Consider the following 13,507-nt stretch of genomic DNA (forward strand, 5'->3'; position numbering starts at 1 on the left):
TTTATATATCTTGGAAGCCTCAGTTATTTTTCCTCCAGCTTCTATATAAGCTACTACCCTTTGCCTTAAATCTAAACTGTAAGCCATTGTTTAAACCTGTTCATTTTGTACACTCCATAATTTTACATTAAATTCTCTCATCGTTAATTGAAATGACTATACTCCTGATACTTTTGTCATAATACAATACGTTGAATTTGATGGCATTTTTTCCTTGTTATCCGTTACTTGCTAATATCTTTTTTCCCCTCTCTTTCCATAAATAATTTCTCTCACGTATCTTATTCGTATCTTACTTCCGACTTTCCACTTGCAAATTCTCTCTCAAATTTTCTCCATTTGTTCGCTCTTACTCTTTCCTCTTTCCCAAGCTAGACTCCATGATTACTCCTTATAGCTAGTACATATTCTAGATTTTCTTTTTCTAATACTCTTACAAAGTTCTCGCTGCTCTCTCCATATTCACTATCTGCTAATACTACCTTTATATTGAAATCAAGCTCTTTTATTTCTTTGATAATTTCCCCTGCTGTCTCTGGTTTGCTTTTGTATTTATCCCCCTCTTTTAGTCTTGCCTCTGGTTTATATACTTTGCTGATTAATGGTACTGTCATTCCCTTTATAATTCCATAACACATCACCTCTACTATTCCATTTTCTATTTTTCCTAGATTGCCAATATACTGACGCGCAACATAATCTGTCTTTCTTCCTTTTTTCCTATCCCCTGTTTCGTCTATGAGCATTGTTATTGCTTCTCCTTCCGCAAAACTCAGAATTTTATTAATTCTTCTTTCCCTTACCTCCTCTAACGACCAAGGGCTGTTACCGAAGAAATAGTCAAATCCTTGTCCATTTTCTAGTCCTACTACCTTAGCTATTTCTGGGAAGGTTTTTCTCTTGATATTCGCAATTAATCCTAGATACAAGTATTTAAAGTATTCAAAGCTTCTCACTTCTGGAAATAAGTCTCTGTATCCTTCGCAGTATTTGTCAATGAATTGTACTGTTTCTTTTGCTTCACGTGGGGCAACCATATACCACCTCTGCATTTCAGCCTTTTTCCTCCATTCTATCCTACCCACAATGATAGAAGAGCGATAGGTATTCTGTCACCGTAAACATCACTTAGAATGGGAGCCAATGCCACATCAATGCCTTTGGGGTAAAGCCAATGCCCGCCGCCATAACCGTCAAACTTGACAGCCTATCCCTTTCCGATGAGCAGTTTTATCAACTCTGTTTGAACAATCGAGAGTTGCGTTTTGAGCGTAATTGCCAGGGAGATTTAGTGATCATGTCACCCACCGGAGGCGAAACCAGTAACCGTAAGGGCATTTTGATACTATGGCTAGGTCTTTGGGCAGAACGCGATGGCACCGGAATTTTTTCGATTCTTCTGGGGGCTTCAAATTACCCAATGGAGCCGACCGATCGCCAGATGCGGCCTGGTTGAAACGGGAACGATGGGAAAGTTTAACCCCGGAACAAAAACAGAGATTTGTGCCCCTCTGCCCGGATTTTGTGATCGAATTAAGATCGCCCAGTGATGAACTAAAACCCCTGCGGAAAAAAATGCAAGAGTATCAAGAAAATGGGGCTCAATTGGGTTGGTTAATCGATCGCCAAACTCGCACTGTGGAAATCTATCGTCCTGGTCAGGCTGTGGAAGTTTTAGAAAATCCTGAAAGCCTCAGTGGTGAGGCTGTATTGCCAGAATTTGTTTTGGAGTTAGCGTCGATTTGGTAGATTTTTGTAGATCTTTATGGTGTCGCTAAAGGTTAGTTATTCCCAAATTTCACAGGCCAATTCCCCTGCTTTTTGCGAGAAACGAATATTCTCCCGATAATCCACAGGACAATCAATCACTGTGGGCACAGGTTGAGCTAAAGCTTCTTTGAGGATAGGAATTAAATCCGCCGCCGCTTCCACCCGATAACCTTTGAGACCCATACTTTCAGCAAACTTAACAAAGTCTGGATTGCCAAATTTAATAAAGCTGGATTCGCCAAATTGGTTGATCTGTTTCCACTCAATTAGGCCGTAACCGTTGTCGTTAAAAATCAACGTGACAAAGGGAGTGCCCACCCGCATGGCCGTTTCCAACTCCTGACAGTTCATCATAAAACCGCCGTCCCCCGTCACTGCAACAATGTTGCGCTCAGGATAAACCAGCTTAGCGGCGATCGCCCCTGGAATGGCAATGCCCATGGCCGCAAAACCATTGGAAATTAAACAGGTGTTGGGGCTGTCACAGTGGTAATGGCGGGCCATCCACATTTTATGGGCCCCCACATCGGAAATCACCACATCATCGGGGCCCATCACTTGGCGCAGGTCATAAATAATTTTTTGTGGCTTAACGGGAAAACCTGTGTCATTGGCATAACATTCATACTCGGCCCGAATTTCCGCCCGGAGAGAAGCCCCGTAGGGAGTGGGTTTACCTTGGCGATCGCACCGTTTGAGCAAATCCATCAGGGAATCGGTAATGTCCCCCACCACCTCCACCTGGGGAATATAACTGCTATCAATTTCCGCCGGAGTAGCGCCAATGTGAATGATGGGCAAATCTCCAGTGGGATTCCATTTTTTCGGAGAATATTCAATTAAGTCATAGCCCACCGCAATGACCAAATCGCTTTTTTCAAAGGCACAGGTAATGTGATCCCGTTGTTGTAAGCCCACTGTCCAAAGGGAAAGGGGATGGGTGTAGGGCATGGTGCCTTTACCCATGAAGGTGTTGGCCACGGGAATATTCAAACTGGTGGCAAATTCCGTCAGGGCTTCGCTGGCTTCGGCTCGGATGGTGCCATTGCCGGCCAGAATAATGGGGTTTTTGGCCTTGGAAATGGCGTTGGCCGCTGTGCCCAAAGTACGAAAAGCTGCATAAACCTTTTCCCGACTGTCCCGCCGTAGGGGTTTCCCATCCACCGGCATAGCGGCAATATTTTCTGGTAAATCAATGTGGGTGGCCCCTGGTTTTTCGCTCTGAGCCAATTTGAACGCTTTACGAACCACTTCCGGGGTAATGCTGGGGCGGACAATTTGCCTGGTCCATTTAGTCACCGGGTCGAACATGGCCACCAAGTCCAGGTATTGGTGGGATTCGATGTGCATCCGATCTGTGCCCACCTGTCCAGTGATGGCCACCAGGGGCGCTCCGTCCAAGTTAGCATCCGCTACCCCGGTCATCAGGTTGGTGGCTCCAGGCCCCAGGGTGGAAAGACAAACCCCCGCTTTGCCCGTTAAACGGCCGTAAACGTCGGCCATAAAGGCTGCTCCCTGTTCGTGGCGGGTGGTAATAAAGCGGATGGGCGAGTTTTTCAGCGCTTCGAGGATGTGGAGGTTTTCCTCTCCGGGTACGCCAAAAATGTATTCAACGTCCTCATTTTCCAGACATTGAACCAATAGGTCTGCGGTGTTCATTTGCCCCATGGTGGTGCCTAGTTCCCCTAGCTGTGTGAGCTATTTGAAAAATTTGAAATAAAACTATTTTCAAAATCCCCCTCTAGCCTAACGAATCCGGAAGGATTTTGGCATGGAAGTTTGGGGGGATATGATTTAGGTCGGGGAGACAATGGCTAATCGGCGATCGGGGCAATCATCTGCTCTGGGACCACCCAAGCGTCGAACTGGGCCAGTTTCAGGGATCTACTTCGGGTGGATAAACAAACAGGTTCCTAACTCCGGCAAAGGCAAAGTTAGTTATGGGCAAAGTTGCAAATTATGGGCTGTCAATCCATGGGGGCATTTTGATTGAGGCGATAAAACCGCTCTAAACCGAAGGGAACCGCCATTAAAGTCAGTTTTAACGCCCAGGGAGCAAAAAAGAGAGTGACCAAAATCGACAATACGGCCACACAACCTAACGAAGCCCTGACCACATCTTCCTGCACAGTGAAGCACAGGATGGCAGAAAACGAGGCTAAGGCCAAAGATAGGACGGAAAGTACCAACATAAAGCAGTAAGTTCGAGGATGGAGAGGGGAGAATCCAGTCAAAAGCTAAGTTAGGCGATCGGATTGGGGCTAGGCAAATAAACCCTCGGGGCGGCAGACACTTCTATGGAGAAATATCAATCTTTCACCGCTGTATCTAAATATACCATAAAGTTTTGTTAACGAGTGGATAGACTACGGTCAATCCCTCATCTTCGCCTTTCCTGAGACTTGCTGGGGCGGGTATTACCGAAAAAATAGGCAAAAAAATAAGGAAGTCCGCAAGGAGTCTTGCCATGTTTCGACCCTCCGGCTGCTTCCTTATTAATCTTACTCCTCACACACAAATAAATGTTAGCCGATCGCCTAAGGGCGGGATAGCCGAACCTGTAGCAGTTTAATGATTGGCATAGTTTCTGGCTATGGTTGCTCAAGCTCCTAGCTGGGGCGGGGATTACCGTGACTGCGGGGAGAGGTGGGGTCAGCTTCAATGGTTCGGTTTTCCACCACTGAAGTTTGGCCAGTTACATTGGCGTAGGGGATGGGTTCGTGGGCTACCAGGGCAGTGATATTTTGCTCCAACACCCTCAACGGTTGCTCTCCAATGCTCTCGGCGATCGCCGTGCCGGTGTCATCTAGGTAAACAAAATGGGGAATGCCATCCACCCGATAGCGCAACACTTCCGGCAACCATTTATTGTTGTCCACATTGAGCATGGCAAAGTTCACCGAACCGCCATAGTTTTTCTTCAACTCTGCTAAGTCCGGAGCCATGGCTTGGCAGCTAGTACACCAGTCAGCATAGAATTCCACCAAGGTGGGACGACCATTGTCCAAGGCAGTGGCCAGGGGAATGGCCCGCTGGGCTTGGGCTTCTAGGGATATACCCTGGGTTTGGGTTTGGAAACCGAGATAAACGGCCGCACTCAAGGCGATCGCCACTACGGCTAATAAGGCGTTACGAATTTTGGCCGGGGTCATGGTCTAGGGATATTTGTACGAAGTTAGGAATTCTATCCAAGGTAACAAACGAACACTAGGGACTGAACTGATTGCCTGAATTTGCCTAAAGTTAAAACCGATTAGTCAAACTATTCTGTCAGCCATTTCTTAATCCGTTCAATGTCTCGCCAATCGGGCTTACGCTCGAGACCATCATCCAAACTTTCCATCACTCCCGCAGCGATTTCCTGATCAAAGGACATCATTTGCGCCGCTAACTCCACCTGTTCCCGTACACCGGTTTTTTTATTAGCCAACATGGCCAAGGCATAGTTAATCCTTGCCTGGGGATGATAACCGTCAATTTTCACCGACCTTTGGGCCGCTTTGAAGGCCAAAGTTGGCTTGTCGTCCAGGAGATACAGCCAAGCTAGGCAAGCCCACACCGTCGCATTTTTCGGGGAGCTATCGGCAATGTCCTTAAACACCGGGATCAGGGTTTCGGGGCCTTCCCCCCCGTTATATCTGGCGATCGCCTGGTTGAAGGCATCTTCTGGGGAGATTACGGACTCAGTCATGGTCAAAATTAGCTGAATTTGGCAGTGGAATGGTTCAACGCAGTCAAAAAGCAGGCAGATAATCCGCCCAACTCTTAATCTTAGAGGATCTTTGGTGCCCGCCGTGGTCAGCGCCCAAGCCTAATTACCCCCCTCAACAATGCTGTACGCTGATCCCCCCCTCTGATAGACTTTTGACTATTAACACTTAATCACAAGCTAGGGAAACCTAATCAGCAGTTGGGAGGATTCAATTCGTGGACAGCACCCTCGGTTTAGAAATTATTGAAGTCGTAGAACAAGCGGCGATCGCCTCGGCAAAATGGATGGGCAAAGGTGAAAAAAACACCGCTGACCAAGTAGCCGTAGAAGCCATGCGGGAACGGATGAATAAAATCCACATGCGGGGCCGCATCGTCATTGGCGAGGGGGAAAGGGATGATGCACCCATGCTCTACATCGGCGAAGAAGTAGGCATTTGCACCAGAGAAGATGCCAAATCCTTCTGCAATCCCGACGAATTGGTAGAAATTGACATTGCTGTTGACCCCTGTGAAGGTACCAACCTAGTAGCCTATGGTCAAAACGGTTCCATGGCCGTGTTGGCAATTTCTGAAAAAGGTGGTTTGTTTGCCGCTCCCGACTTCTACATGAAAAAACTGGCGGCTCCCCCAGCGGCCAAAGGTCATGTGGACATCGACAAATCGGCCACCGAAAACCTGAAAATCCTCTCCGATTGCCTCAACCGCAGCATTGAAGAATTGGTGGTAGTGGTCATGGATCGTCCCCGCCACAAAGAATTGATCCAAGAAATCCGCAATGCCGGTGCTCGGGTACGTCTAATCAGTGATGGAGACGTTTCCGCCGCCATTTCCTGTGCTTTTTCCGGCACCAACATCCACGCTCTGATGGGCATCGGGGCTGCTCCTGAAGGGGTAATTTCCGCTGCTGCCATGCGCTGTCTGGGGGGTCACTTCCAAGGTCAGTTAATCTACGATCCCGAAGTGGTTAAAACCGGCCTAATCGGTGAAAGTCGGGAAGGCAACCTAGAGCGTCTCGCTTCCATGGGCATCAAAAATCCTGACCAGGTTTATAACTGCGAAGAATTGGCCTGTGGCGAAACCGTATTATTTGCCGCCTGTGGTATCACCCCTGGCACTTTGATGGAAGGAGTCCGCTTCTTCCATGGTGGGGTACGGACCCAAAGCTTGGTTATTTCTAGCCAGTCCAGCACCGCCCGCTTTGTAGACACTGTCCATATGAAGGAAAGCCCCAAAGTAATCCAACTGCATTAATTTCCCTCTCGGCAACTATCCCCAGAAGGTTAAAACCTGGGGAAATACATCGCCGTTTCCCTTGTCCCCTGAAGTTCAGACTTTGGGGGACTTATGTTTTGGTTGGGTCATAGTAACTGGGGTTTGATTACCCGCTACTGATTATCCATATCATTGGTATCGGGTAGGCGCTGATCACGTAACAAGGCTATCATTAAAATTACGGAGAGTTTCAAATAGATAATGATGTAGGATGATAGAGAATATTGGGTAATGAGCTTTTGGAAAAATGTCTACACACTGTCACTGTCCTCAATGTGGTCATGGGAATGTCGTCAAAAATGGCTTTGTCAAGGATAAGCAACGATTCAAATGTAAGAGTTGCCAATATCAATTCACCAATCTCTCCAAAGAACGGGGTAAACCTCTCTGGATGAAACTAGAAGCGGTCTTACTGTATATGAGTGGTATGTCAATGAATGCCACGGCGAAACTATTGGGAGTTTCTACTCAATCAGTGCTCAACTGGATTAGGGATTTTGGCGAAGCAAACTACGAGAAACCGGCTCCAGACTCAGCAATCGTAGTGGAATTAGACGAACTGTGGCATTTTCTTCAGGCAAAAAAAACAAGTTATGGCTCTGGAAGGCATATGACCGTGTTACTGGGAGACTCATCGACTGGGAACTGGGAAATCGTGATAGTCAAACCCTGAGTCGTTTGCTGGAGAGACTGGCAAAGTGGAAAGTGACAGTGTACTGCACCGATGACTGGAGGCCCTATCAACAACTGCTGGATGAACATCCTGATGCGTTTCATGGGATTAGCAAAAGAGAAACAGTAGGAATTGAGAGCAAAAACTCAGATAACCGTCATTGGTTTGCTAGATTTCATCGCCCCACGAAAGTTGTCTTCAGGTCACCCTACATGGTTGATATCACCATGGCAATATTTGCCGAATTTAGGGTCAATGGTAACATAGAACTACTACGCAACTGGCGCCTCTCATTACTTTCTTGAAACTCTCAAAATTTCCAATTCTTAATCCTTGTAGGAGAAAATTGATGTCAACTTTGTATGAAAAATTAGGTGGAACCACCGCTGTCGATCTAGCTGTGGACAAATTTTACGAGCGGGTGTTGCAGGATGACCGCATCAAACATTTTTTCGCCGACGTGGATATGGCTAAACAACGGGCCCACCAAAAAGCCTTTTTAACCTATGCCTTTGGCGGTACGGATAAATATGATGGTCGCTATATGCGGGAAGCCCACAAAGAGTTGGTGGAAAACCATGGTTTGAACGGTGAACACTTCGACGCAGTGGCGGAGGATTTGCTGGCAACCTTGAAGGAAATGGGTGTTCCCGAAGATTTAATTGCAGAAGTGGCCGCCGTGGCCGGGGCTCCAGCCCATAAACGGGACGTGCTTAATCAGTGAAGTTGAGAATTTATTTTATGGAGGCGATCGTTGCATCCTAAAAATTTGCACCCTTTGCCCAAATTGCCAATGGCAGGCCAAAAACTCCCGACTTTATTTGATGCTCTCCTGACTGTTGAGCAGGATATGGGCCAAAGCGTCCACATGCTCTACCTTTAACATTGTCCTGGAGTTTGTCTAAAAAAGTTTAACGTTTTCGGCGACGCTGTTCGTCATTATTGGGGCAGGAATAAGACTAGGTGGATTAGCATAGTCATATCTATGGGCAACCTATGTTTTGGCAACCTGTTAGTCCCCTCAACGCTGACCAGCTTAATTATCAGGGTTCCTATGACCCTAAATTAGTTCTGCTCTCTGTGGCGATCGCCATTTTTACGGCCTATATGGCTTTCTTGATGGCCAGTTCCGCCCTATCGTTGCCGGGGCGTTGGTCACGGAAAATTGCCTTAGCCCTCAGTGGGACTGTTATGGGGTTAGGTATTTGGGCCATGCACTTCATTGGCATGCTGGGGTTTGAGTTGCCCTGCCCCATCAGCTACGATCCCTTGATCACGTTTATTTCTGTTATACCGGCGATCGCCGCTAGCATTTACGCTCTGAACTTTTTGAGTTTCCAGGCCCCGACGGCGAAAAACCTCATGGTGGGGGCTATCTGGTTTGGTTTGGGCATTGGCACTATGCACTATAGCGGCATGGCGGCTCTGGAGTTACACGGCAATATTTACTACGAACTGCCCCTATTTGTCCTCTCCCTGGTCATTGCGGTCATGTTGGCCTTTGTGGCCCTATTATTCCGCTTCCATTCCGCCAAAATTTTCCACACGACCCATGGGCCAGCTTTGGGGAGTTCCGCCCTGGTGATGGGTCTGTCCACGTCGGGTATGCACTACACCGCCATGACGGCCACCCACTTTATCTGCCGCCCCTGGGGAGAATTTTTTATCCAAGGTATTGATATTCAGGAAGTGGCGATCGCCGTCACCATTTCCATCACCCTTTTGACTGGCGGGGTAATGCTGTTTGTTTTGCGGGAAATCAGCATCCAAAATCAACAGCAGAAAATCCTAGTGGCGACGGAATCTTGGTATCGGCAAATTATCGAGTATGCTCCGGAAGGCATTATGGTGCTGGATGCCCAGGGAAATATCATTTTGGCCAATACTTCCATAGAAAAGTTGTTTGGCTATTCCCAAACAGAACTGATTGGCCAATCCATTGCCCTACTGGGCCTGGCAGAACTGTTGCAACAATCCCTCCATCTGCTTCAGGAAGGGGAGGACGTGGGCCCCACCTGCCCCCTAGATCAAGAAGAATTTGAAATCCTCGGCACCCGTTACGATGGCTCGGAGTTTCCCATTGAAGTTAGTTTGACCAGCTTGCCTTCCCTGAGCCAAAGGGAAATGAATATTTTTGCCTCTGTGCGGGATATTTCCGCCCGTCAAGAAGCCCAGCAACAAATTTTGCGGCAACGGGAACATCTGCAGTCAGTGCTCGATTCCGCCCCCGTCGGGGTGGCCATTACCGTCAATGGCATTACCCAATTTGCCAATCCCCACATCGGTGAACTGGTGGATTTAAAAGTAGGGGATTCGCCCCAAAAGATCTATGTGGACCTAGGCGATCGCCAGCAAATGTTAGAAGAACTGACCCAGTTTGGCCGCAGTCAAAGCCGGGTGTACAAAATGTATAATCCCAGAGGTGAAATCCGGGACATTTTGGCTACCTTTTTAGCCACGGACTACGAGGGGCAAAAGGGCATCTTAGGCTGGTTAGCAGATATTACCCCCATTAAGGCCGCCGAAGCAGAAATGAAACGGGCCAAGGAACTGGCGGAGGAAGCCAGCCGCATCAAAGCTGATTTTTTGGCCAATATGAGCCACGAAATCCGTACCCCCATGAATGCGGTCATCGGCATGACCCATCTGGCTTTGAAAACTGACCTGACCCCCCGTCAACGGGAATATTTGCATAAAATTCGGTTTTCTGGTCAGCATCTGCTGGGGGTAATTAACGATATTCTCGATTTTTCTAAAATTGAAGCGGGCAAATTGCCCATGGAAAGCATTGATTTTGACCTGGATAAGGTGCTGGATAACGTTGCCACTTTGATCAGTGAAAAGGCCACCAATAAGGGTTTAGAACTGCTGTTTGACATTGACCGTAACCTACCCCGCCACTTCATCGGCGATCCCCTCCGTCTGGGGCAAATTCTGATTAACTATGCCAATAATGCAGTCAAATTCACCGAGCAGGGGGATATTACCATTGTGGTCAGGCTCCAGGAATACCGTGACCAGGACGTGGTGCTGTACCTAGCGGTGAAAGATACGGGCATTGGCATTAAACCAGAGCACATTGCCAATCTCTTTAACAGTTTTCAACAGGCGGATTCCTCCACTACCCGGAATTTTGGCGGCACAGGGTTGGGTTTGGCCATCTGCAAACGCATTGCGGAACTGATGGGGGGAGAAGTGGGGGTTGAAAGCGAATACGGCCAAGGCAGTACTTTCTGGGCCAAGGTCTGTTTGCAGAAAAGTAATGTCATACCCCACCGATTGGTTTTGAGCAAAGATCTGGAAGGTAAACGGGTGCTGGTGGTGGACGATAACGACCATGCCCGCCTGGTGATGAAAGATTTGTTGGAGCAGATGAAGTTTGTGGTAGAAACGGTGGAGAGCGGGCCGGAAGCCCTTAATTTTTTAGCAGAAGCTGATCGGGAGAACCATCCCCACAGCATTGTTTTCATTGATTGGCAAATGCCCAATATGGATGGCTTGGAAGTAGCCCGTCGTTTGAAAGCCATGGGGTTAAACCATCAGCCGTCGATTTTTATTGTCACTGCCTACGGTCGGGAAGAATTGTTTGTTAAAGCCAAAAGCCTCGGCATTGATGATGTTTTGGTCAAGCCCATTAGTCCCTCTGTTTTATTCGACAGTTTGGCGAGGGTGCTGGGGGATCCCACGGCCCTGGCCCAGGAAATGCGACAATCTTCGGGCATTGGGGCGGAAGACTTGGCCTTGGAAAAATTACGGCGTATTCGCGGGGCCCGCATTTTGTTGGTGGAGGACAATGAAATTAACCAGGAAGTGGCGGCGGAATTATTACGGGATGTGGGTTTCAACGTCGATGTGGCGGCCAATGGTTTAATTGCTCTGGAAAGACTGAACAATAATGCTTACGCCTTGGTTTTAATGGATATGCAAATGCCGGAAATGGATGGCATCGAGGCAACGATCGCCATTCGTCAGAATCCCCGTTACGCTCAGTTACCCATTGTGGCCATGACGGCCAATGTGATGCAGGGCGATCGGGAACGGTGTTTGCAAGCAGGCATGAATGACCATTTAGGCAAACCCATTGAACCAGAAGAATTGTGGAATAAGCTACTCCACTGGATTCCGGTGGACTCCCCCCTAGCCCCAGAAACGATAGAAGAATCGGCCATCAATACTAGCGATCCAGAAATATCCATTCCCCATATCCCTGGACTGAACAGCGATGATGGTTTGCGGCGGGTTTTGGGCAAAAAAAGTTTGTATCTGAAAATGCTCCATAAGTTTGTGGCCAGTCAAAGTTCTTTTCTGCCGGAAATTACTCAGGCTTTAGGGGAAAAAGACTATGGCTTCGCCGAACGGTTGGCCCATACCTTGAAAGGAGTTGCCGGGAACATTGGGGCCCAGGAGCTACAACAGGAAGCGGCGGAGTTGGAAAAAGCGATTAAAGAGCAGTGGCCCCAGCCAGAGGTTGAAAATTTACTTACCAACCTAGGCGATCGCCTGGATAATCTAATTGCCCAATTGACCAGTAATCTACCGCCGGAACCCGCAACTGTGGCCATAACCTTAGACCAGGGCCAATTAGAAGAAATTTGTGACCATTTAGCCCAACTTTTGGGGGAAGATGATGCAGAAGCCGCCGACCTCCTCCAAAACCATGGGGATCTTTTACGCCAAGCATTTCCAGACCATTACTCGGCGATCGCCGCTGGCATCAATAATTTCGACTTTGAAGCCGCCCTCGCCGCCCTCACCACCGCCCGCCAATTTTCCCAACCCTAGGGGATCAGAAAAACGGATTACACTAAACCCAGTCACCCCTTTTAAGCCCCAGCGGCTTAGGCCACTAACTTTTTCTCTCGCCATCACCCATGGATACAGCAACAACCAAGGGCAACAAAGCAACCGTGCTGATTGTGGATGACTCCCCCGATACTTTGACCATGCTCAGTGGTTTGCTCAAGGATCATTACCGCATCAAAATTGCCAGCAAAGGGGAACAGGCCTTGGCGATCGCCGCATCTATGCCGCCACCGGACTTAATCTTGTTGGATATTATGATGCCGGAAATAGACGGCTACGAAGTTTGCACCAAGCTCAAAGCTGATACCCAAACTAAGAATATTCCAGTTATTTTCCTCACCGCCAAAACCGACGTAGCAGACGAACAACATGGTTTTTCCCTCGGCGCAGTGGACTACATCACCAAACCCATCAGTCCCCCCATTCTCCTGGCCAGGGTACGCACCCATCTCAATCTCAAAGCCGCCTACGATCGCCTCACCCGCCTGCTCAAATTTCGGGAAGACATGGTGAACATGATTGTCCATGACCTCCGCAATCCCCTCTCCAGCATTAGCCTGGCCACCGAGCTGTTATTGAACAAGCCTGACTTGCCCCTAGATCGTCAACAAAAAAAGCTCAAGTCCATTCAAACAAGCACCCAACAACTACAAAATCTGGTGGAAGACCTGTTGCTTAAAGCCCAACTGGAATCCCATGCTCTGACATTGAACTATCAATCCACCGAACTTTGTGCCCTGTGTGAAATTGCCATTGCTACCCTAAGGGAAAGTATTGCCCAGAAACAGATTAACCTCATCACCCAATATCCCCCCGCTCCCCATCGTCCAGTTAATGTAGATGCCCAACTGTTCCGTCGAGCCATCGAAAATCTGATTAGCAATGCCATTAAGTTTTCCCCCTCCCAGAGTGAAGTCATAGTTTCAGTGGCCTATCCAGATGATGCCGTCGCAGTGGTGGCCATTGCCGACCAAGGGCCAGGCATAGACCTAAAACTGCGGGAACGGATTTTTGGCAAATACGAAATTGGCCCCATGCTAGAAGGGGTTGCCCAAATTGGACTGGGCTTAGCCTTTTGCAAAGTTATTGTCGAAGCCCATGGAAGCACAATAAGTGTTGTGGATAATTATCCCAAGGGTTCAATTTTTAGAATTGAACTTCGTCAGTGATTTGGGCAGGGCAACAAGCGGGTTTACCCTATTTAAATTCCGCTGAACATGTATCTAAAAAGTAAAAAAGACCGTATCACAATTTATGGCTGGTGGAAATAAAATT

The 13,507-nt window shown here is 48.0% G+C and carries 10 protein-coding genes and 2 pseudogenes; 6 read left to right on the forward strand and 6 right to left on the reverse strand.

Annotated elements, in window-relative coordinates; all coding sequences use genetic code 11:
* Together H6G46_RS13180 and H6G46_RS13185 are read right to left on the reverse strand one after the other, a co-directional pair.
* Positions 1–87, reverse strand: an 87-nt coding sequence (locus H6G46_RS13180) for an IS630 transposase-related protein (RefSeq protein ID WP_242021163.1), incomplete at its 3' end; no start/stop codon positions are given.
* 78 nt (positions 88–165) lie between these two features.
* Positions 166–956, reverse strand: a pseudogene (locus H6G46_RS13185) (IS701 family transposase); the annotation flags it as partial.
* A 218-nt stretch (positions 957–1,174) separates the two neighbouring features.
* On the opposite strand from H6G46_RS13185, the pseudogene H6G46_RS13190 reads away from it, so the two are divergent.
* Positions 1,175–1,749: pseudogene (locus H6G46_RS13190) on the forward strand (Uma2 family endonuclease).
* 36 nt (positions 1,750–1,785) lie between these two features.
* Here the strand turns inward: H6G46_RS13190 and H6G46_RS13195 are convergent.
* From H6G46_RS13195 to H6G46_RS13210, 4 genes are all read right to left on the reverse strand, one after another.
* Positions 1,786–3,438, reverse strand: a complete 1,653-nt coding sequence (locus H6G46_RS13195) for an acetolactate synthase large subunit (RefSeq protein WP_010872609.1) — start codon at positions 3,436–3,438, stop codon at positions 1,786–1,788.
* A gap of 299 nt (positions 3,439–3,737) precedes the next feature.
* Entirely contained in the window at positions 3,738–3,938 is a 201-nt protein-coding gene (locus tag H6G46_RS13200) for a riboflavin synthase subunit alpha (RefSeq protein ID WP_223211363.1), read from the reverse strand.
* A 441-nt stretch (positions 3,939–4,379) separates the two neighbouring features.
* Positions 4,380–4,922, reverse strand: a complete 543-nt coding sequence (locus tag H6G46_RS13205; RefSeq protein WP_010872611.1) for a thioredoxin family protein — start codon at positions 4,920–4,922, stop codon at positions 4,380–4,382.
* Between the two features lie 110 nt (positions 4,923–5,032).
* A complete protein-coding gene (locus H6G46_RS13210; protein WP_010872612.1) occupies positions 5,033–5,461 on the reverse strand; it encodes a hypothetical protein in 429 nt (142 codons plus the stop codon).
* 236 nt (positions 5,462–5,697) lie between these two features.
* Between H6G46_RS13210 and glpX the strand changes: the two genes are divergently transcribed.
* The 5 genes from glpX to H6G46_RS13235 all read left to right on the forward strand — a co-directional run bounded on the left by glpX (position 5,698) and on the right by H6G46_RS13235 (position 13,401).
* Positions 5,698–6,735 (forward strand): class II fructose-bisphosphatase, encoded by a 1,038-nt coding sequence (gene glpX / locus H6G46_RS13215; protein ID WP_010872613.1) that lies wholly within the window; start codon positions 5,698–5,700, stop codon positions 6,733–6,735.
* A gap of 268 nt (positions 6,736–7,003) precedes the next feature.
* Positions 7,004–7,734, forward strand: a protein-coding gene (locus H6G46_RS13220) for an IS1 family transposase (RefSeq protein WP_102014009.1) whose coding sequence is annotated in 2 segments (ribosomal slippage) — positions 7,004–7,334 and positions 7,334–7,734 — 732 coding nt in all. Because the reading frame shifts where the segments join, the coding sequence is not laid out codon by codon here.
* A gap of 44 nt (positions 7,735–7,778) precedes the next feature.
* Positions 7,779–8,153: a group 1 truncated hemoglobin gene (locus tag H6G46_RS13225; protein ID WP_010872616.1), complete on the forward strand. Its 375-nt coding sequence runs from the start codon at positions 7,779–7,781 to the stop codon at positions 8,151–8,153.
* 272 nt (positions 8,154–8,425) lie between these two features.
* Entirely contained in the window at positions 8,426–12,211 is a 3,786-nt protein-coding gene (locus H6G46_RS13230; protein ID WP_010872617.1) for a response regulator, read from the forward strand.
* An 89-nt stretch (positions 12,212–12,300) separates the two neighbouring features.
* Entirely contained in the window at positions 12,301–13,401 is a 1,101-nt protein-coding gene (locus tag H6G46_RS13235; RefSeq protein WP_010872618.1) for a hybrid sensor histidine kinase/response regulator, read from the forward strand.
* Positions 13,402–13,507 lie beyond the last annotated feature (106 nt).

This window comes from Synechocystis sp. FACHB-908 (assembly GCF_014698595.1).
In the GTDB taxonomy this organism is placed as follows: Bacteria; Cyanobacteriota; Cyanobacteriia; order Cyanobacteriales; family Microcystaceae; genus Synechocystis.

Coding starts and splice junctions, on each gene's coding strand:
- H6G46_RS13195 (WP_010872609.1), bottom strand. CDS start 3,438: ATGGGGCAAATGAACACCGCAGACCTATTGGTTCAATGTCTGGAAAAT.
- H6G46_RS13205 (WP_010872611.1), bottom strand. CDS start 4,922: ATGACCCCGGCCAAAATTCGTAACGCCTTATTAGCCGTAGTGGCGATC.
- H6G46_RS13210 (WP_010872612.1), bottom strand. CDS start 5,461: ATGACTGAGTCCGTAATCTCCCCAGAAGATGCCTTCAACCAGGCGATC.
- H6G46_RS13225 (WP_010872616.1), top strand. CDS start 7,779: ATGTCAACTTTGTATGAAAAATTAGGTGGAACCACCGCTGTCGATCTA.
- H6G46_RS13230 (WP_010872617.1), top strand. CDS start 8,426: ATGTTTTGGCAACCTGTTAGTCCCCTCAACGCTGACCAGCTTAATTAT.
- H6G46_RS13235 (WP_010872618.1), top strand. CDS start 12,301: ATGGATACAGCAACAACCAAGGGCAACAAAGCAACCGTGCTGATTGTG.